Here is an 18,267-nt window from a genome sequence, read left to right on the forward strand (position 1 = left end):
TTATGGCCCGTGGGGTTAACAAAGTCATATTGGTCGGCACTTGCGGCCAGGATCCCGAAGTTCGCTACTTGCCTAACGGTAACGCCGTGACCAACCTGAGTCTGGCGACCAGCGAACAGTGGACCGACAAGCAAACCGGTCAGAAAGTTGAAAAGACCGAATGGCACCGTGTGTCGATGTTCGGCAAGGTTGCAGAAATCGCTGGCGAATACCTGCGTAAAGGTTCTCAGGTCTACATCGAAGGCAAGCTGCAGACCCGCGAGTGGGAAAAAGACGGTATCAAGCGTTACACCACCGAAATCGTGGTCGACATGCAAGGCACCATGCAACTGCTGGGCGGCCGTCCACAGGGCGACCAGCAGGGCCAGGGCGGTGGTAACAACTACCAGCAGTCCGCGCCACGCCAGCAGGCTCCACGTCCACAGCAGTCGGCGCCGCAACAGTCGCGCCCGGCTCCACAGCAGGCCGCTCCTCAGCCGGCTCCGGATTTCGACAGCTTTGATGACGATATCCCGTTCTGATTCTTTCACCAAAGAATAGAACCTGAAAAAGCCCGGCCTCCCTATGGATGCCGGGCTTTTTTGCATTTTTACCAGGGCATTCCTCGCCGGGATCGAGGATCGTCCAGCGGTCAGCGCGCAGTGATACTCTGCTATGGGTCCAGACCCTGTGCAGAGTTGCCCTATGGATCGCCTGTCTACGTTGTTGTCACAGTTCGGCGTGCGCGCGAACCTGTTCTACAGCGGCATGCTTTGCGGCGTGGCGTCCTACGATGGCGCCGACCAGCGCGGTCATATTCACCTGCTGCAGGCCGGCTCTGTCACTTTGAAAGGCCCAGGGAGGAGTGAGTTGTTGATCACTCGCCCCAGCCTGATTTTCCTGCCACGCCCCAGTCGACATCAGCTCATCGCCAGTGAGACTGAAGGTGCTCAGCTGTTGTGTGCGTCGATGCTGTTCGATGGCGGCGCCAGCAATCCGATATCTGCTTCGCTCCCCGATCTTCTGGTGTTGCCCCTGGATGAGCTGCCGTTGCTGGCCGACACCCTGAGATGGCTGTTCGGTGAAGCTGGCGCCGGGCATTGCGGCAGGGAGGCCGTGCTTGATCGTTTGTTCGAACTGTTGATCATCCTGCTGTTCCGGCATTTGCTCGACCACCATCAGTTGAGCACCGGGATGATGGCCGGGTTGGCCGATGTGCGGCTGTCGCGCTCGCTGATACAGATGCACAACCAACCTCAGCGGGCCTGGTCAGTGGCCGAGTTGGCAAATGAATCGAACATGTCCCGCGCCGCTTATGCCGTGCATTTCCGCGCGGTCCTGGGGCAAACACCGTTGGATTATCTTCTGAGCTGGCGGATCAGTCTGGCGCAGAAGCGCCTGCGGGAGGGGCGGCCGATTACGCTGATCGCCGATGAGGTGGGCTATGAAAGTCCGTCGGCCCTTGCCCGTGCGTTTCGCCGCAAGACCGGCTGCAGTCCACGGGACTGGATGAAATCCCTGGCCCTTGAGGGCCGCGTACTGGCGGGTGATGGCGATGACCTGAATGCATCGAGCTGATTCAGGCCATCGGCGGGTGAAGTTGTCAGCTCAAGGGGTTTCCAGTCGGGTCAGCGAATGGCCCGCCACGAACAGGGAGGCGGCAAGCAAGCCGATGTCCTTGAGCAGGAACTGGCCTGGCGCGACCGAAATGGCCGGGAAACCAAGGCCGGGCTCAATCACGCCGGGGGTCGAGAACATAAAGCTCAAGGTGGTGAAAAACAGCCCGGCCGACAAGGCGCCCCCGATCAAGGAAAGCTTTGGCGACAGCAGGCGACCCGCAATCAGTACACCGATGGAGATCTCCAGAACGCCAAGCAAACTGGAAAACAGATCGACACTGAAAATGTTATAGACCCATCCTAGGAACGGGCTGTTGCTTACCAGTGGCACCAGTCCCTCTGCTTCATAGTGGGTGAATTTCATTCCCCCGAACCAGAAGTAGATAATGGCGAGGGCGAAGTAAATGCCGTAGGTCCCTAGCGCCATGGTGGTGAGTCCGAGGGATGTTTTTTTCGACAGGCTGTCAGTGCTGATATTCATGCTGTTCATTGTTCAGGCTTCCAGTGAGTTATCCAGAAAGTGGCATGGGTGAAAGCAACATCCCCCGCGTATGCGTTGGGAGTGGAGTGATTGTTGGCTTTGGCATGACTTTTCAGGATTCTGGCGGTATTGCGTTTGATGCAGATCGTCCAGACTCACTGGCAATAAAAAGCCCATGGCAGGTGAGGCCATGGGCTTTTTCATTTTCGCTGTCTTGTCCTGAATAAGGTTTACACCTTCCGGCTTCTTGTCAGGTACTCGTTGGTCGAGACCACGCTGGCATAGGCAAACGCCAGGGCCGCCATGAACGCCGCATGAACTTGCGCCGCCGGAACCGTCACGCCATTGAACTCCAGGTCACGGGTGGCGCAGGCGTCGTGGATCACAGTGACCGTATAGCCAAAATCCGCCGCCGCCCGAGTGATGCCGTCGACGCACATGTGGCTCATGCTGCCCACGACCACCAGTTCCTTGATGCCTTGTTCGTCGAGGATCGATTTCAGTTCGGTTTCGCGGAACGAGTTGACGAAGTGTTTGAGCACCACCGGTTCGTCGGCACGGTTGAGCACTTTCGGGTGCAACTTCGCGCCCTCGGAGTTCGGGGTGAAAAACGGCGCATCTTCAGAGGTGAATTCGTGGCGAATGTGCACCACTGAATCCCCTGCGTCGCGGAAGGCCTTGATCAGGCGTACGGCGTTGTCGGCGGCGGCGTCGGCACCGACCAGCGGCCACTTGCCTTGGGGGAAGTAGTCGTTCTGGATATCGACTACGATGAGCGCTTGCTTGACCATGACTGTTTCCTCGAAGTGTGTGTTGGTGTGGAATGAAGTATTGGCTCTGGCAGGCGATCCGAGGATTGGCCGCACCGACAATAGAAGGGGGAAAACTGACAATGGACGCAGAAAGGGCAATCGCCGAACTCGGTGTGCTGATCTATCCCGGCGCGCAGATGGCGGCGGTGCATGGTTTGACGGATTTGTTCGGGGTGGCCAACCGGATCGCCGCCGAACATCAGTCTGCGCAGTTGCCGCTGTTGCGGGTCAGCCATTGGCAGGTCGAGGGTGATCAGCCGCCGGTTCGGGTCTTCGACAGCCATCCTGGCCCGGAGCGCGCCCTGGTGGCCGTGTTGATTCCGCCATCGATCGGCGGTTTTTCCGAGGGCCAGGCGCCAAAGGGATTGATTCGCTGGTTGCGTGAGCAACATGCCAGCGGCGCGACACTGGGCGGGGTTTGCGTGGGCTCTATCCTGTTGGCCGAAAGCGGTCTGCTCGACGGTCGCAGCGCCACCACTCACTGGACCTCGGCCAAAGCTTTCGCCGAACGTTATCCGGCGATCCGGCTCAAGGCCGATACGCCGATTGTCGATGACGGCGACCTGATTACCACCGCCGGGCTGATGGCCTGGTCGGAACTGGGTCTGCGCCTGGTCAACCGGTTGCTGGGGCCGAGCATCGCCACCAACACCGCGCGTTTTCTGGTGGTGGAACACAGCGATAGCGCCAGTGAGTGCGGCAGCAACTTTGCGCCGATCCTCAGTCATGGCGATGCGACGATCCTCAAGGTGCAACACTGGCTGCAAAGCACCGGAGCGACCGATGTGTCGCTGGCGGCGATGGCCGAAAAGGCAGGGCTGGAAGAACGCACCTTCCTGCGACGCTTTCGCGCGGCCACCGGGCTCAAACCCACCGAATACTGCCAGCACCTGCGAGTCGGCAAGGCCCGGGAAATGCTTGAGTTCACCAACGGCACCATCGACCACATCGCCTGGACCGTGGGTTATCAGGACCCCGGGGCGTTTCGCGCAACGTTCAGGAAGATCACCGGGTTGGCGCCGAGTGATTATCGGACACGGTTTGGGGTGAACTCTGGATCGGTCGCACGGTAGTCGCATCACCTCGATTCCCTGTGGGAGCGAGCTTGCTCGCGATAGCTGTGCGTCTGCAACATAGAATCTCCCACAGGGTCGGGCGTGTGGGCTGGAATCGTGCAAAATGCCGGAGTATCAAAGGGCGTCGTGCAGAATAAAACAGGCCACATGCCATCACTTCCTGCACAACGGGCTGATTTAAAACCCCTTTTCCCTCAACGGGCCTTGGCCTGATCTCTGCACCCCTTCAGCTACATTCATCAAACGTCGATTGAAGGGGGATGCATGACCCCGGCAAACCGCAGGAAACTGGTGGTCGCCCATTCGGTGTTCGCCGACGCGCCAGTGCATGAAGTTGAAACCAACCGCGCACTGGCCCGCTGGCTGGCGCAGATACTGGGGCTCAACTACGGCGGCAGCTACGACCCGCAACTGCATGCAGGGCGAGACCTCTACCTGTTGCCGACCCAGACCCTTGTGGGCGCTGCGGCTGCCCGGCAACTGGGGGTCAAGGGCCCGGAGGATTTGTGGGGCGGTTATGTCGACCACGACTTCATCTGCACCAAAGCCATCAGTCACGGATTGCTCAACCACCATGCCCATGCGCCGCGAGGCTGGGCTCCGTTGTTTTCCGAGCGGGTGCGCAGCGTGGTGCTCGACGGTCTCAGCGTGTTCTCCCTGAAGGATGCGCGCCCGGCGGCGGAGCATTTGCTGTACACCGGGCCGATCCGCCTGAAACCGATTCATGCCTGTGCCGGACGTGGTCAGGAAGTGATCAAAAGCCTCGACGAGTTCGATGAGCTGCTTGCCCAGCCCGAGGCCGAGGCGATGTTCACCGAAGGCGTGGTGCTCGAACAGGACCTGGACCAGGTGATCACCCACAGCGTCGGCCAGAGTTTTATCGGCGCAAAGGTACTCAGTTACTGCGGTGATCAATACTTGACCGAGGACGCTCAGGGTGAACAGGTTTATGGCGGGTCCAACCTGCTGGTGGTGCCAGGCGGCTATGACGAATTGTTGAAGCTGGATCTGCCGGAAGACGTGCAACTGGCGATCCGCCAGGCACAGGTGTTCGACAGCGCGGCGGATGAAGCCTACCCAGGTTTCTATGCCTCGCGGCGCAACTACGACATCGCCCAGGGCATCGGCAGCGATGGCCGACCACGCAGCGGTGTGCTCGAACAATCCTGGCGCATGGGCGGCGCCAGCAGCGCCGAGGTCGCGGCCTTGCAGAGTTTCGTCAACGATCCGGGGATGTGCGCGATTCGTGTGTCTTCGGTGGAAACCTACATCGACCAGCCGCTGCCGGCGGACGCCATCGAGGTGTACCGCGGGCCGGCGCAGGCCAGTGACTTTCTCCTCAAGTACGTGACGGTTAAACCCTATGACGGCTAGAAGCGAATCCATTCAGATCGACATCGACGACGAACAGATGAGCGGGACCTTCCTGAGTCCCAAATCGAAAGTCCCCGGCGTGCTCTTTGTGCACGGTTGGGGCGGCAGCCAGGAGCGGGATCTGGAACGCGCCAAAGGTATCGCCGGGTTGGGGTGCGTGTGCCTGACCTTTGACCTGCGCGGGCACACCGGTGGCACCGGCATTCCATTGTCCCGGGTGACCCGGGAAGACAATTTGCGCGACCTGCTGGCGGCCTATGACCGCTTGCTCGCGCACCCGGCCCTCGATACCTCGGCGATTGCCGTGGTCGGCACCAGTTACGGGGGGTATCTGGCCTCGATTCTGACCTCGCTGAGGCCCGTGCGCTGGCTGGCGCTGCGGGTGCCGGCGCTGTATCGAGACGAGCAATGGCACGCGCCGAAACGCGACCTGGACAAGCTGGATCTGCGTGATTACCGAAGCACCCTGGTGCGTGCCGACAGCAATCGTGCCTTGCACGCCTGCTCGCAATTCACCGGGGATGTCCTGTTGGTGCAGTCCGAGACCGACGACTACGTGCCCCATTCGACGATCATGAGTTACCGCGCGGCGTGCCAGCAGACTCACTCGCTGACCCATCGCATTATCGATGGCGCCGACCATGCGCTGAGCGACCCGGTTTCGCAGCAGGCCTATACCTCGATCCTTGTCGGCTGGGTTACCGAGATGGTGGTGGGGGAGCGTTTGAGCATTATTCAATCATCCTGATATTGGGGTGTTCTTGCGGGCCCCTTCGCGGGCAAGCCCGCTCCCACAAGGAGCGAGGGTGTACATGGAATCTGCATCCACCAACAGACACTGTGGGAGCGGGCTTGCCCGCGAAGGCGTCCTCACAACCGGCACAAAATCACTTGGGTTTCTTCGCAATCCGCAATGACTTGGCCTTGGCTTCCACCAGCAGGTACATCACCAGGGCAATCAACAACGGCAGGATGAAATAAATCGCCCGATAGGCCAGCAGTCCCGCCACCAGGCTGCCCCGCGAAGCCTCGTGTTGCAGCAGCGCCACAAACACGGCTTCCAGCACGCCGAGCCCGGCCGGGATGTGAGTGATGACCCCGGCGATGGCGCTGATCAACAGCACGCCCAGCACCAGTGGATAGTCCAGTTTGTTCGGTAGCAAGGTGAAGATCACCGCTGCCATCAGCGACCAGTTCAGGGCACCGAGGGCCAGTTGCAGCACGGCCATGCGCGGCGACGGCAGGTCAATCTCCACACCACGAATCACCCACTCCCGACGTTTGGCAAACCGGCACGCCACCAGGTATCCGGCGCTCAGCAGCAATAACAAAACCCCCACGCCTTGCAGCGCGCTACTGCTGAGCTTCCAGCCCGGCGGCATGCGTACCAGCCCGCTGCTGAACATGGCGCCGGCAATGACCATGTAACCGAACCAGTTGGTCGCCAGGCTCAGACCGAGGATTTTCGCGATGTTGCTCTTGCTGACCCCGAGCCGCGAATACAACCGGTATCGCATGGCGATGCCACCGACCCAGGCGCTCAGGTTCAGGTTGAAGGCGTAGCTGATGATCCCCACGGGCAGAATCTGCTTCCAGGTCAGGTTCTGGCGGATGTAGGTGCGGCCGATCAGGTCGAAGCAGGCGTACACCAGAAAACTCACCAGGGTCAGCCCCGAGGCAATGATCAGTGTGCGCACCTTGAAATCGGCCAGGGTATCGAACACTTCGTTCCATTCGATGCGCTGGGCGAGCATCGTGAACAGCACGATCAGCATCAGGAAAAACAGCATCGTCAGCGGTCGTTTCCAGCGGTTCCAGTGCGTCTTCCCAGGGCTTTTGGCGTGAGTTGCCGTGTGGGGCTCAGTGCGGTTCATGGTCAGCGGCCCCGGTCGGAGGAGGAATGTGTTTCAGGCGAGGTTTATGCGCCGGCAACCAACCGGCCCACGCCGGGAAATGCCGCAGGCAGTGAAACACCAGAAAACCGACGGTCATGTGCCAGACACGCCCGCGTGGCGCGATGTCGTGAGACATGACCTTGCAATGGTTGTCGCTGAGGTCTTCCAGGCGATCGAACAGAACTCGATTGAAGCCACGGTCGCGGATCAGCACGTTGGCTTCCAGGTTCATCGACAGGCTCAACGGGTCGAGGTTACTGGAGCCTACGGTGCTCCAGTCTTCATCCACCAGTGCGACCTTGCCGTGCAGCGGACGGTCGCAATATTCGTAGATCTTCACACCGGATTTGAGCAGGTAATCGTAGGTCATGCGCGCCGCAAGCCTGGCCACCCGCATGTCTGGCTGGCCCTGCAGGATCAGCCGCACATCCACCCCTCGGCGGGCCGCGTTGCGGATCTCGCGCAACAAGCGGAACCCTGGAAAGAAGTAGGCGTTGGCGATCACCACCCGGCGCTGCGCCTGGCGCAATACCTGGCGGTAAACCTCCTCGATGTCGGTCTGGTGTTCCCCGTTGTCGCGGTACACCAGCCGCACCTGGCCATCGTGATCGCTGAAGGCCAGTTCCGAACGCCGCTGCCGACGGCGGTGCCACCAGTATTTGGCGCGCGCTGGGCGACCGCATTGCAGCAGGGCAAAGTGATGGATGTCGGCAACCGCCGGACCCTGAACTTCCACGGAGTAATCCTGTTTGGCCTCGGGGCCGAAATCGGCCAGATGATCGGCGGAAAAGTTGATCCCGCCGACGAACGCGACGGTGCCATCGACCACCACGATCTTGCGGTGCAGGCGCCGGAACCAGTTGGTGCGGATGCCCAGGCGTTTCGGTGCCGGATCGAACATTTGCAGGTGCACGCCGGCCGCGGTCAGGGCGTTCAGGAACCCGGTACTCAGTTCGCCGCAGCCGAAGCCGTCGAGGCTCACGGTGGTGCGCACGCCACGCTGGGCGGCTTCGATCAGAATCTGTTGCAGCTCATTGCCGACCTTGTCCTCGAACAGAATGAAGGTCTCCAACAGGATTTCATTTTGCGCCCGGCGCAGGGCTTCAAACACCCGGGGAAAATACGCCTCGCCATTTTCCAGCAACTCGACCCGATTGCTGCCTTGCCAGCCGTATTCGACATCGACCGCTGTCGGCTCGCGGGTGGGCGGAGCGGGGATGTGTTCCAGCGTGTTTTTTTCCATCGACTGGCTGCTCATAGCTCGATCTCCACCGACAGCGGGGCGTGGTCGGAAAGGTGCGACCAGGGCCGGGAGGTCAGCACTTGCGGATGGCTGGCCTTGAGGTTGCGTACGTAGATGCGGTCCAGGCGCAATGCCGGCAAGCGCGCGGGGAAACTGCGCGCCGGTTTGCCATGGTGCTCGGCGAAGACTTCGCGCAAACCGCTGGGCGTGAGCAATGCATCGGCGCGCTGGCGCCAATCGTTGAAGTCCCCGGCGACAATCACCGGGGCGTCGCCGGGCAGGGCGTCCAGGCACTGGGCGAGCAGCTTCAGTTGCGCGGTGCGATGGGTTTCGCGCAGCCCCAGATGCACGCAAATCGCATGTACCTCCTGGCCGTCACCGGGCAAGCGCAATACGCAATGCAAAAGCCCGCGGTTCTCGTGGCCGCTGATGGACACGTCGAGGTTGTCGTGGCGGATGATCTGGAACTTCGACAGCAGCGCATTGCCGTGATCGCCCGCCGGATACACCGCATTGCGGCCATAGGCGAACTGCGGCCACAGGCTGTCGGCAAGGAATTCGTATTGCGGCATCGCCGGCCAGTTGGTGTAGCGCCTGGGGTGCTGTTCGTGGGTGCCGTGGACTTCCTGCAAAAACACCACATCGGCAGACACGCTGCGCACCGCTTCTCGCAGTTCCGGCAGGATGAAACGCCGGTTGAGGGCGGTGAAACCTTTATGGGTGTTGACCGTCAGCACGGTGAAGCGCTGCACTGTCGTGTTGATGGGGGTCTGCTCGTCCGTGACGCCGACCGGCTCTGGAATGCTCATGGCAACACGCCCTCGGCCGCAGGCTCACCGGGGACGGTGGCGAGGTTTTTTTCGAGGTGCAGGCGTTGCAGCAAGTGGCGTGCATCAAAGGGGGCGCGGACTTTGACGTCGTTATCGAAATAGCAGAACACCTCCCGGGATTTGCACGCCTTTGGCTTCTGCCGGGGCGCGATCAATTGTGGATTATCCGGTTGCTGGCCGTGATGCCAGACTTCGATTCGTTCGCCCCAGCGTTTTAGTGCCTGCGGGGTGTAACCGCTGGCATAGAGTGCTTCGGCGCCATGCAGACGCAGGTAGACGAAATCGCTGGTGATGTCTTCGCGATACGGCCATTTATCTGCGGTGTCGGCGATGACCAGGGCCGTGTTGTAGCGCTTGAGCAAGCGGACGAACAGCGGATCGACAAAGCTGTCATGGCGGATTTCCACGGCATAGCGTTCGGGGCGCTGCAGTGCGTAGAACGATCCATTGATTTCGATGCTGTTGACCGCCCGCAAGGCGAATTGCAGTTCGCGCTTGTGGGTCAGGCCAATGGGGTAGAAGTCTCCCCGCCAGGGCGTGTAGCGCCAGCCTGAAATACCGATATGAATTGCCGCCATGTCGCCTCCGGTCTGACTGCCCCTGTCTTGAGATGACTACGAGGCCGCGGCGAAAGTTTCGATGGGGCTACGGATGGTCAATTTTCCACAGAACAACACCGAACAAGTGTGGGAGCGAGCTTGCTCGCGATGGCGGTTTATCAGTCACATCCATGTTGAATGGACCGCCGTCATCGCGAGCAAGCTCGCTCCCACAGTGGGTATCAGTGACCCGTAATAACGCGGGCAGAGCCCTCAGCCGGTTCGGCATACACCGGGCCGAGGCGATCAAGACGTCCACTCCACGCGGTCAATGCCAGTGCCACCAACACCACCAGGCCACCGATCCATGCGGTGTGAATCAACCCCATGTGGGCGACGATCAGGCCACCGCCCCACGCGCCACCGGCAATGCCGAGGTTGAACGCCGCGATGTTCAGGCCGGACGCCACGTCCACCGCCTGCGGGGTGTGATGCTCAGCCTGACGCACCACATATACCTGCAACCCCGGCACGTTGCCGAATGCCACGGCGCCCCAGACCAGCACGGTGGCCAGCGCGAGCCAAGGATTACCGGCGGTGAAAGTCAGCACGAACAACACGGCGGCGAGCAGGGCAAAGATGATTTTCAGGGCGCTGATCGGGCCGCGCTTGTCCGCCAGTTTGCCGCCCCAGATGTTGCCGACGGCTACGGAGATGCCGTAGACCAGCAACACCAGGCTGACGGTGCTGGCGCTGAAGCCGGAGAGGTCCTGAAGAATCGGCGCGAGGAAGGTAAAGGCAATGAACGAGCCGCCGTAGCCGACGGCCGTCATCGCATACACCAGCAGCAGGCGTGGTTGCTTGAGCACCTGCAATTGCTGCAACAGCGATGCGGGTTTGCTGTGGGCGATGTTTTTCGGCACGTAGATCAAGCTGCCGATGAAGGCGATCACGCCCAGGGCCGAAACGGCGAGGAAGGTTTCACGCCAGCCGAAATGCTGGCCGATGAATGTCCCCAGCGGCACGCCGGTGACCAGCGCCACGGTCAGGCCGGTGAACATGATGGCAATCGCGCTGGCGGCTTTTTCCTTCGGCACTAGACTGGTGGCGATGGTCGAGCCGATCGAGAAAAACACCCCGTGGGCCAGGCCGGTGACGATCCGTGCGAGGATCAACGACTCGTAACTCGGTGCTTGCCACGCCAGCAGGTTACCGAGGGTGAACAGCACCATCAGCGACAACAGCAGCAATTTGCGCGGAACCTTGCCGGTGAGGGCGGTCAGCACCGGGGCGCCGACGGCAACGCCAAGGGCATACAGGCTGACCAGCAGGCCGGCGGATGGCAGACTGACGCCGAGGTCGGCGCCGATGGTGGGTAACAGGCCAACGATGACGAACTCGGTCGTCCCGATGGCAAAGGCGCTGAGGGTCAGCGCGAGCAAGGCAATGGGCATGGCTACAACTCCGGTGCAATGATGTGATGGAGCGCAGTGTCGGGATTTGGCTCGGTCAGAAAAATACAGGGATGGACATTTGATATTTGCGTGCAGATCAAATATCGCGAGGACGGATGCATACTTGTGGCGAGGGGGCTTGCCCCCGTTCGGCTGCGAAGCAGTCGTAAACCCATTGAATGCGGCGCATCAGATGAATTCGAACGGTAGGTTTTGGGGGCGCTTCGCCCCCCAACGGGGGCAAGCCCCCTCGCCACAGGAGATATCACTGTCCTGCTATCTGCGGGCAATATCCGAACTTGCCCGACATTTCTCGATCAGTTCCTTACCGACACAGCCAAAGGAGCGGGTGTTTTGATCAGGCTCAAGACCGCGATACTGCTGGGAGCGTTGCTGTTTGTGGGTAGCGAGCAACTGGAAGCCGCCGCGATACCGGGGCTGCCGACCACCGCGACCGCCGCGACTCCGCCGGCCCATCCCGAACCGCTGGTGCAAGGCGGATTACTGGGGGCCATCAGTTCAAGCATCGACGAGGTCCAGACCAAACTCGATCTCAACGAAAACTTCCTCGACGTCTGGCGCCTGCGTGCCGACCTCGCGGCCGATGAAGTGGATCAGTTGGTCAATAAGCCATCGGCCCGTTCGCCCTGGCGCGTCGCCGGCGATTTCCTGCTGCTGACCTGCGTGTGGGCGGCCGTGTTTGCCTGTCTTTGGCTGCTTGGGCGGATGGCCGCCAGGCGCCTGTGCGAGCACCGTCTGCTGCTCAGTCGCGAACGGGGCCAGGCGTTGCTCGGTTACGTGTTGCCCTACACCCTTCCGGCGGTGATCAGTCTGCCGTTGACGATTTATGCCAGCCAGCTTTTGCCGATATCGGCGGGACGGGCGCTGGCGTTGTGTTTTGCCTATGCCACCAGTGCCGGGATCTTTGCCGCGTCATTGGTGCTGTCGCTGGTGGTGATGTTCAATGCCGGACACAAGCGGCGGGCGGTGCAGGTTATTCGACAACACAGCCCGCGACCGCTGTTCGGCATCGGTTTTCTGGTGGCCCTGAGCGATGCCCTGACCAGCCCGCAGATCGCCCATCAACTGGGCAGTAATCTCACCAGCAGCATCGCCGTGTTCACTGGATTGGCAGCGTCGATTTCCTTCGGCTTGCTGGTGATCCGCATGCGTCGCCCGGTCGCCCATGTGATCCGTATCCTGCCGCTGGCCCAGCGCCTCAGCCAGCCGGCGTTGCGTGAAACCCTGCGGATATTTTCCGGGCTCTGGTATTGGCCGATTCTGTTGATGGTCCTGGTTTCGATCATCAACCTGATCGGCGCCGGGGTGGACAACCAGAGAGTGCTGCGCAGCGCCTTGTTCACCACGGTGCTGCTGATCGCCACGGTGTTTCTCAGCACCACGCTGCATCATCTGTTCAAGACGCGCAGCGAAGCGGACCTGCGCCGCGGCAGCGCCTACAAGGAGCGCTTTCTCAATTTGTCACATGCCTTGTTGCGCATCGCCATGGCCATCGTGTTCATCGATATCCTCGGGCGGATCTGGGGCGTGTCGCTGTTCGAATTCGCGGTGACCAATGCCGTGGGCCGGGCGATCAGTGATTCCCTGGGCCACATCGGTCTGATCCTGCTGGTGACCTGGATGTTCTGGGTGGTGCTCGACACGGCGATTCAGGAAGCCCTGAAACCGCCAACCAACAAGCGCTCGGCGCGCCAGCCGAGTACGCGAGTGAAAACCATCCTGCCGCTGCTGCGCAACGCGATCAAAATCATCCTGGTGGTGATTTGCGCGATCACCACCATGGCCAACCTGGGGATCAACGTCGCACCGTTCCTGGCAGGTGCCGGGGTCATCGGCCTGGCGATCGGTTTCGGCTCTCAGCAACTGGTGCAGGACGTGATCACCGGGCTGTTCATCATCATCGAAGACACCCTGTCCATCGGTGACTGGGTGGTGCTCGATTCCGGGCATGCCGGCACCGTCGAAGGCCTGACCATCCGTACCTTGCGCCTGCGCGATGGCAAGGGCTTCGTGCACTCGGTGCCGTTCGGGCAGATCAAGGCCGTGACCAACCAATCGCGGCAATTCGCCTATGCGTTTTTCTCGGTGCAGTTCACCTACGACACCGATGTCGACAAGGCCATCGAGCTGATCCGCGAGGCCGGGCACTCCATCAGCAACGACCCGTTCCTGCGCTACAACCTGCAAGGCCCGCTGGATGTGTTTGGCGTCGACAAGATGGACCTCAACGGTGTGGTGCTGACCGCGCAATTCCGTACGGTATCCGGTGGTCAATACGCGGTGAGCCGGGCTTTCAACCAGCGTTTGAAAAAGCTTGTGGATAACTGCCCGTGGGTGCATTTCGCGCAGACTTATCCACAGCAGGCGCTGGTGCCGAGGCATCCGCTCGAGCCACCACTCGAGGCAGGGCATGAGCCGGATCATTCGGCGGTGCTGATGCCGGATCGGCCGCGGTCGCAATAGTTTTTTGTCGACAATACTGGCCTCTTCGCGGGCAAGCCCGCTCCCACAGGGTTTTATGTTGGAACACCAATCTGCGTCCGGACATAGATCCAATGTGGGAGCGGGCTTGCTCGCGAAGGCGCCAGACCAGACAACCTCAGTGCCGGATCAGTTTGTTGCGCACCTCGACACTGAGTTGCTGATCCAGCTCAACCCAAAAATGCTGCTTGCCGGCAATCTCGGCAGCAACCGCCAACCCGTCGCGATACACCAGCCGATTGCTCGCCAGTGCCGGGACTTTCGCGCCGGGCAATAGCGTACCGGCGAGGTTCAGCGGATCGACCCCGCACACCGCGACCAGGCTGCCGTCATGGGGCCGACGCCGCACCTCCCGCAACAAGGGGATCGCCTCGGGCAGGGCGAATTGCTCGCCCGCCAGGCCACTGACAAAACGCCCGCCACGAATCTCGCCGCGAGCCTCCAGGCGATGGAAAGTACGCAGCAGTTCGCGCCAGCTCGGCAGCCAGTCCGCTTCACGCTCCAGCAAACGCCAGAACACCACGCCGTAACGGCGCAGCAAGGTCATGGCGATGTGCTCAAGGGTATCGGCAGGTGTCGGCGCGGGGCGCTGGTTTTGCACCACCGGCGCGACAGGCGTGCGTCGCAACAAGGCCCAGCGCCCGGCGTCGTCCATGCCACCAATAAATGCCCCGCGCCCGCGTCGACTGTTGCGAGGCTGGCGCTTGCTGGCCGGGGTGATCAATGCGCGCAATCCGGCAAAGCTGTCGGCATTCACCAGCCCTGCGCCCACCAGTTCCTGCAGGGCGATTTCCAGCTCCGAACGCAGCAGATGGGCCTCATGGATCAGCTCATCGAAAAACAGCGCGCCATGCTGGCTGAGGGCGGCGTGGACCTTTTGTGTTTTCGGCGACAGTTCGCTGACCGGCGTCTGTTCGGTCAAGCCGCTCCAGAGGCCGACCCGGTTGCGCGGCAGCAACACAATCGGCGTGCTGCGCAGCGCGGTGCTGACGCTTTTGTTGTGCGCAGTCAGGCGCGTCCACACCAGTCTGCCGCTGCGGCACAGCTCATCGAGCCAGGTCGCCGAGTAGTCCTTGATCCGCGCCGGCAGGATGTCGCTGTCCCAGGCTGAAGCGGCAGCAGGGTAGCCTTCCAATTGCGCGACGACGGCTGGCAGTACCGCGGCGCCCTGACCCTGGCTTGCGCTCGACACATGCTGCCAGTCGAACAGGAAGCGCATGAAATCCTGCAACGCCACCGGTTCGATTTCCCGGCGCAGGCGCTTGACCGTATAACGGTGAATCCGCGCCAGCAAATGCCGCTCGCACCATTCTTCCCGGGTGGCACCCGGGGTAAAGCGACCGCGCAGCACATAGCCTTCGCGTTCCAGTTGCGCCAGGGCCTGGTTGACCTGCGCAGCGGGCAAGCCGAGTGGTTCGGCAATTCGATCGAGCGCCAGCGGCCCGAAGGCACTGAGCCGCGCGCGGATCAGTTCGAGGATGGCGTCGTCGGCTTCCCAGACCTCGTCGAAGTCCGGCAGCGCTTGCAGCGACGGCGTCAATTCGGCCTGGGGATAAATCGCCTGCAGGCAGGTCAGGCGCTCCAGCGCCAGCCACAGCGATTGCCCGGCGTTGATCTGCAAACGGCTCGCGCGGCCGCTGTCGGCCAGGGTCTTGAGCCAGTCGAGCCACTGCGGATTGGCGCCGGCCTCGGTATCGGTGATGCACGCCAGGCTCATCAAGGCCTCGTGCATTTCGTCGACCCCGCAGGGCGCCGGCCAGGCTTCGTTGCGCACGGCGGCAATCGGCTCGGCGTCCAGGGTGCCGAGGTCGTCGGTGGATTGCGGGTCGCTCCAGCGCCGATTGAGCACTGCCTGGGTTCTACGTTCCTCCAGTGGCGCATCGTCGAGAAAGGTATAGGGCCGGGCGCTGAGAATCTCCGCCGCCAGCGGTGAAGGCGCCGGCAAGTCGCGGCTGATCAGGCGAATGTCGCCGCGTTCCATGCGCCGCAACAAGGCCAGCCAGCCTTGGCTGTCCATGGCTTCGTGCAGGCAATCGTCGAGGGTCTGTTCCACCAGCGGATGGTCGGGAATCTCCCGTTCGCCGGCGAGGTTCTCCACGCAGGCGATCTGATCGGGAAACACGCTGGCGATCAGGTCTTCGCTTTTCATCCGCTGGATCTGCGGTGGGACTTTGCGCCCGCCGCTGTAGCGCGGCAGCGCCAGGGCCACGCCGGCATTCCAGCGCCAGCGCACGCCGAACAGCGGCGCGTCGAGCACGGCTTGAATCAGGATGTGTTCGGCACTGTTGCTGTGCAAGTAGCGCCAGACGTCGTCCAGTTCAAAACTGTGGCTGGTGGACAGCGACAGCACGATGGCGTCTTCGCTGGCGGCGGCCTGCAATTCGAAATTGAAGGTGCGACAGAAACGCTTGCGCAGGGCCAGGCCCCAGGCGCGGTTGATGCGGCTGCCGAACGGCGTGTGAATGACCAGTTGCGTGCCGCCGGACTCGTCGAAAAAGCGCTCCATCAGCAGCGTGTCTTGGGATGGCAGGGCACCCAGCGTTTGTCGCGCACGGGCCAGGTAATCCACCAGTTGTTCGGCGCTGGCGATGTTCAAACCCAGGGTCTCGGTCAGCCAGTCGAGCGCTGGCTGCAAGTTACCTGGCGCAGCCCCCAGCAGGTCATCGAGTTGTGCCTGCAAGCGCGCCACCGCCGAGGACAATTCGGCACTGCGCCCCGGTGCTTCACCGAGCCAGAACGGAATGGTTGGCGGTTGGCCCTGGGCATCCTCGACCCGGACTTTGCCGGTTTCCACCCGCAGGATCCGATAGGACGTGTTGCCTAACTGGAAGATATCCCCGGCAATGCTTTCCACGGCGAAGTCTTCGTTGATGGTGCCGATGTTCAGCCCTTGAGGCTCCAGCAGCACGTTGTAGTCGGCGTTGTCCGGAATGGTCCCGCCACTGGTCACCGCTGTCAGTTTCGCGCCCCGGCGGCCGCGCAGGGTGCGGCTCATAGCGTCGCGATGCAGGTAGGCGCTACGGATGCCCTGACGACCGTTGTAACCCTCGGCGAGCATGTGCAGCAGCGCCTGGTAGTGTTTGTCGTCGAGTCCGGCGTAGGGCGAGGCGCGGCGCAGCATCTCCAGTAGCGCTTGTTCCGGCCACTCCTGGCAACTGACCTCGGCGATGATCTGCTGCGCCAGCACGTCCAGCGGCGCTTGCGGGATCAGCAAGGTATCGAGTTCGCCCCGGCGCACGCAGTCGAGCAGCGCGGCGCATTCGATCAGGTCGTCCCGGGTGGTGGCGAACAAACGGCCCTTGGGCGTGCCGCCGACCTGGTGCCCGGAACGGCCGACCCGCTGCAGAAACCCGGCAATCGAACGCGGCGAGGCGATCTGGCACACCAGGTCGACGTCGCCGATGTCGATCCCCAGTTCCAGCGACGCCGTGGCGATCAGCACTTGCAGGTCGCCGCGCTTGAGTCGCTGCTCGGCATCCAGGCGAAATTCCTTGGCCAGGCTGCCGTGGTGGGCGGCCACGGCATCCTTGCCCAGGCGCTCGCTCAGGTGCCGGCTCAGGCGTTCGGCCAGACGTCGAGTGTTGACGAAGATCAGCGTGGTCCGGTGTTCCCGGGCGAGGGCGGCGAGGCGGTCGTAGACCAACTCCCAGACATCGTTGGCCATCACGGCCGATAGCGGCACGGGCGGTACTTCGATGTCCAGGTCGCGGGGGCGGGCGTGGCCGATGTCGACGATCTCGCACGGGCGGTCGCGACCGACAAGGAAGCGCGAGACCGCTTCGATGGGCTTTTGCGTGGCCGACAGCCCGATGCGCAGCAGTGGCTCCGGGCAGAGGGCTTGCAGGCGTTCAAGGCTCAGTGCCAGGTGGCTGCCGCGTTTGCTGGCAGCCATGGCGTGGATCTCGTCGACGATCACTGTTTGTGCGGTGCCGAGCATCTGCCGGCCAGAGTCGGAACCGAGCAGCACATACAGGGATTCCGGCGTGGTCACCAGTATGTGCGGCGCGGTCTTGCGCATTGCCGAACGATCTTTCTGCGGTGTATCGCCGGTGCGCACGGCGGTGCTGATCTGCAGTTCGGGCAGGCCCATCACGCGCAATTGCTCGGTAATGCCGGCCAGCGGGTTTTGCAGGTTGATCTGGATGTCGTTGGACAGGGCCTTGAGGGGCGAGACGTAGACCACCAGGGTTGCGTCGGGCAAGCCTTCGGGGCTTTCCAGGCCGCGGTGCACCAGGTCATCGATGACGGCGAGAAAGGCGGTGAGGGTCTTGCCGGAACCGGTGGGCGCGGCGACCAGGGTTGAGCGACGCTGGCGGATCAACGGCCACGCCCGGGCCTGGGCGGCGGTGACCGCCGGGAACGTGTGGCTGAACCAGGCGCTGACGGCAGGGTGGAAGCCGCTCAGGGCACTGTCTGCGGGAATGGGCAGGTTCATGCAGCAAGTTATGCGGGTGGGGACGGGA

The 18,267-nt window shown here is 62.1% G+C and carries 14 protein-coding genes; 6 read left to right on the forward strand and 8 right to left on the reverse strand.

Annotation, left to right across the window (positions count from 1 at the left end; translation table 11 throughout):
• Positions 1-2 precede the first annotated feature (2 nt).
• Together KGA98_RS00265 and KGA98_RS00270 are read left to right on the forward strand one after the other, a co-directional pair.
• Positions 3-521 carry a single-stranded DNA-binding protein gene (locus KGA98_RS00265; RefSeq protein ID WP_007984430.1) on the forward strand — a complete coding sequence of 173 codons (519 nt, stop codon included), beginning with the start codon at positions 3-5 and terminating at the stop codon, positions 519-521.
• Positions 522-684: 163 nt separating this feature from the next.
• Entirely contained in the window at positions 685-1,557 is an 873-nt protein-coding gene (locus KGA98_RS00270; protein WP_102672154.1) for an AraC family transcriptional regulator, read from the forward strand.
• A 30-nt stretch (positions 1,558-1,587) separates the two neighbouring features.
• Here KGA98_RS00270 and KGA98_RS00275 read toward each other — a convergent pair whose 3' ends face one another.
• Both KGA98_RS00275 and KGA98_RS00280 read right to left on the reverse strand, forming a co-directional pair.
• Positions 1,588-2,088, reverse strand: a complete 501-nt coding sequence (locus KGA98_RS00275; protein WP_223499897.1) for a YkgB family protein — start codon at positions 2,086-2,088, stop codon at positions 1,588-1,590.
• Positions 2,089-2,309: 221 nt separating this feature from the next.
• Positions 2,310-2,870, reverse strand: a complete 561-nt coding sequence (locus KGA98_RS00280) for a cysteine hydrolase family protein (protein ID WP_223499899.1) — start codon at positions 2,868-2,870, stop codon at positions 2,310-2,312.
• 101 nt (positions 2,871-2,971) lie between these two features.
• Between KGA98_RS00280 and KGA98_RS00285 the strand changes: the two genes are divergently transcribed.
• From KGA98_RS00285 to KGA98_RS00295, 3 genes are all read left to right on the forward strand, one after another.
• The gene (locus KGA98_RS00285) at positions 2,972-3,964 is read left to right on the forward strand and encodes a GlxA family transcriptional regulator (RefSeq protein ID WP_223499901.1); all 993 of its coding nucleotides are present in this window, start codon (positions 2,972-2,974) and stop codon (positions 3,962-3,964) included.
• 267 nt (positions 3,965-4,231) lie between these two features.
• Complete coding sequence (locus KGA98_RS00290) at positions 4,232-5,341, forward strand: DUF3182 family protein (protein WP_223499909.1); 1,110 nt, start codon at positions 4,232-4,234, stop codon at positions 5,339-5,341.
• Complete coding sequence (locus KGA98_RS00295) at positions 5,331-6,089, forward strand: alpha/beta hydrolase family protein (RefSeq protein ID WP_223499914.1); 759 nt, start codon at positions 5,331-5,333, stop codon at positions 6,087-6,089. The genes KGA98_RS00290 and KGA98_RS00295 overlap by 11 nt, the downstream gene beginning before the upstream one ends.
• Before the next feature lie 139 nt (positions 6,090-6,228).
• Here the strand turns inward: KGA98_RS00295 and KGA98_RS00300 are convergent, their stop codons facing one another.
• The 5 genes from KGA98_RS00300 to KGA98_RS00320 all read right to left on the reverse strand — a co-directional run bounded on the left by KGA98_RS00300 (position 6,229) and on the right by KGA98_RS00320 (position 11,302).
• Positions 6,229-7,215 carry a lysylphosphatidylglycerol synthase domain-containing protein gene (locus KGA98_RS00300; RefSeq protein ID WP_218498439.1) on the reverse strand — a complete coding sequence of 329 codons (987 nt, stop codon included), beginning with the start codon at positions 7,213-7,215 and terminating at the stop codon, positions 6,229-6,231.
• Positions 7,202-8,494, reverse strand: a complete 1,293-nt coding sequence (gene clsB / locus KGA98_RS00305; RefSeq protein WP_223499922.1) for a cardiolipin synthase ClsB — start codon at positions 8,492-8,494, stop codon at positions 7,202-7,204. Before clsB ends, KGA98_RS00300 begins: the two co-directional genes overlap by 14 nt.
• A complete protein-coding gene (locus KGA98_RS00310; protein ID WP_223499930.1) occupies positions 8,491-9,288 on the reverse strand; it encodes an endonuclease/exonuclease/phosphatase family protein in 798 nt (265 codons plus the stop codon). Before KGA98_RS00310 ends, clsB begins: the two co-directional genes overlap by 4 nt.
• Positions 9,285-9,887, reverse strand: coding sequence for a DUF72 domain-containing protein (locus KGA98_RS00315; RefSeq protein WP_223499938.1), 603 nt, complete (start codon positions 9,885-9,887; stop codon positions 9,285-9,287). Before KGA98_RS00315 ends, KGA98_RS00310 begins: the two co-directional genes overlap by 4 nt.
• 203 nt (positions 9,888-10,090) lie before the next feature.
• The gene (locus tag KGA98_RS00320; RefSeq protein ID WP_154862088.1) at positions 10,091-11,302 is read right to left on the reverse strand and encodes an MFS transporter; all 1,212 of its coding nucleotides are present in this window, start codon (positions 11,300-11,302) and stop codon (positions 10,091-10,093) included.
• A 354-nt stretch (positions 11,303-11,656) separates the two neighbouring features.
• Between KGA98_RS00320 and KGA98_RS00325 the strand changes: the two genes are divergently transcribed.
• Entirely contained in the window at positions 11,657-13,786 is a 2,130-nt protein-coding gene (locus KGA98_RS00325; RefSeq protein WP_223499950.1) for a mechanosensitive ion channel family protein, read from the forward strand.
• A 136-nt stretch (positions 13,787-13,922) separates the two neighbouring features.
• Here KGA98_RS00325 and KGA98_RS00330 read toward each other — a convergent pair whose 3' ends face one another.
• On the reverse strand, positions 13,923-18,239 hold the full coding sequence (locus KGA98_RS00330; RefSeq protein WP_223499962.1) for a DEAD/DEAH box helicase: 4,317 nt from the start codon (positions 18,237-18,239) through the stop codon (positions 13,923-13,925).
• Positions 18,240-18,267: the final 28 nt, after the last annotated feature.

Origin of the sequence: Pseudomonas sp. BF-R-24 (genome assembly GCF_019947335.1) — a bacterium.
Lineage (GTDB): Bacteria > Pseudomonadota > Gammaproteobacteria > Pseudomonadales > Pseudomonadaceae > Aquipseudomonas > Aquipseudomonas jessenii.

What these genes read in the sequence shown, in the direction of transcription:
- KGA98_RS00265 (WP_007984430.1), top strand. Translation starts at nt 3, where the DNA reads ATGGCCCGTGGGGTTAACAAAGTCATATTGGTCGGCACTTGCGGCCAG.
- KGA98_RS00270 (WP_102672154.1), top strand. Translation starts at nt 685, where the DNA reads ATGGATCGCCTGTCTACGTTGTTGTCACAGTTCGGCGTGCGCGCGAAC.
- KGA98_RS00275 (WP_223499897.1), bottom strand. Translation starts at nt 2,088, where the DNA reads ATGAACAGCATGAATATCAGCACTGACAGCCTGTCGAAAAAAACATCC.
- KGA98_RS00280 (WP_223499899.1), bottom strand. Translation starts at nt 2,870, where the DNA reads ATGGTCAAGCAAGCGCTCATCGTAGTCGATATCCAGAACGACTACTTC.
- KGA98_RS00285 (WP_223499901.1), top strand. Translation starts at nt 2,972, where the DNA reads ATGGACGCAGAAAGGGCAATCGCCGAACTCGGTGTGCTGATCTATCCC.
- KGA98_RS00290 (WP_223499909.1), top strand. Translation starts at nt 4,232, where the DNA reads ATGACCCCGGCAAACCGCAGGAAACTGGTGGTCGCCCATTCGGTGTTC.
- KGA98_RS00295 (WP_223499914.1), top strand. Translation starts at nt 5,331, where the DNA reads ATGACGGCTAGAAGCGAATCCATTCAGATCGACATCGACGACGAACAG.
- KGA98_RS00300 (WP_218498439.1), bottom strand. Translation starts at nt 7,215, where the DNA reads ATGAACCGCACTGAGCCCCACACGGCAACTCACGCCAAAAGCCCTGGG.
- clsB (WP_223499922.1), bottom strand. Translation starts at nt 8,494, where the DNA reads ATGAGCAGCCAGTCGATGGAAAAAAACACGCTGGAACACATCCCCGCT.
- KGA98_RS00310 (WP_223499930.1), bottom strand. Translation starts at nt 9,288, where the DNA reads ATGAGCATTCCAGAGCCGGTCGGCGTCACGGACGAGCAGACCCCCATC.
- KGA98_RS00315 (WP_223499938.1), bottom strand. Translation starts at nt 9,887, where the DNA reads ATGGCGGCAATTCATATCGGTATTTCAGGCTGGCGCTACACGCCCTGG.
- KGA98_RS00320 (WP_154862088.1), bottom strand. Translation starts at nt 11,302, where the DNA reads ATGCCCATTGCCTTGCTCGCGCTGACCCTCAGCGCCTTTGCCATCGGG.
- KGA98_RS00330 (WP_223499962.1), bottom strand. Translation starts at nt 18,239, where the DNA reads ATGAACCTGCCCATTCCCGCAGACAGTGCCCTGAGCGGCTTCCACCCT.